Source organism: Bradyrhizobium sp. LeoB3, from assembly GCF_055456055.1.
In genome coordinates this window covers 1-608 of record NZ_JBVBEF010000356.1, presented here as the reverse complement: position 1 = coordinate 608, position 608 = coordinate 1, and the positions used below count along the sequence as shown (strand labels likewise).

1 protein-coding gene is annotated in these 608 nt (G+C 66.8%); it reads left to right on the top strand.

Annotation, left to right across the window (positions count from 1 at the left end; translation table 11 throughout):
• The coding region (locus ACZXDY_RS46305) for a M16 family metallopeptidase (RefSeq protein WP_464350073.1) at nucleotides 1–608 on the top strand (608 nt) is incomplete at both ends.

Genomic DNA, 608 nt, shown 5'->3' with positions numbered 1-608 from the left:
CTCGATCGCCGCGCCATCGAATTGAGCTTTTCCTCGCAGCGCGACAATTTCCGCGGCTCGCTGCGCATGCTCAAGGACAACAAGGACGAGGCCTTCGACCTCTTGCGCACGGCGCTGACGTCGCCGCGCTTCGAGCCGAGCGATGTCGAGCGCATCCGCGCGCAGGTGCTGTCCAACCTGCGCCGAGAATCCACCAACCCGAGTTCGCTTGCAGGCCGCAAGTTCCTCGAAGTCGCGTTCGGCGACCATCCCTACGGCCGGGGAGCCCAGGGCACGCTCGAGAGCGTGCCGACGATCGAGATCGCCGAGCTTAAGGACTATGTCCGCCGCGTCCTCGCCAAGGACACGCTCAAGGTCGCCGTGGTCGGCGATGTCGATCCGGACACGCTCGGCAAATTGCTCGACAAGTCCTTTGGTGGGCTGCCGGCCAAGGCCACGCTCACGCCGGTCGCCGACGTCGTCGCGGCCAAGCCGCCGCAGCGCACCCTCATTCCGCTCGACGTACCGCAAACGGTCGTGACCTTCGGTGGCCCCGGCATCCGCCGCCACGAGCCGGACTTCATGCCGGGCTACGTCGTCAACCACATCCTCGGCGGCGGCGGATTGTC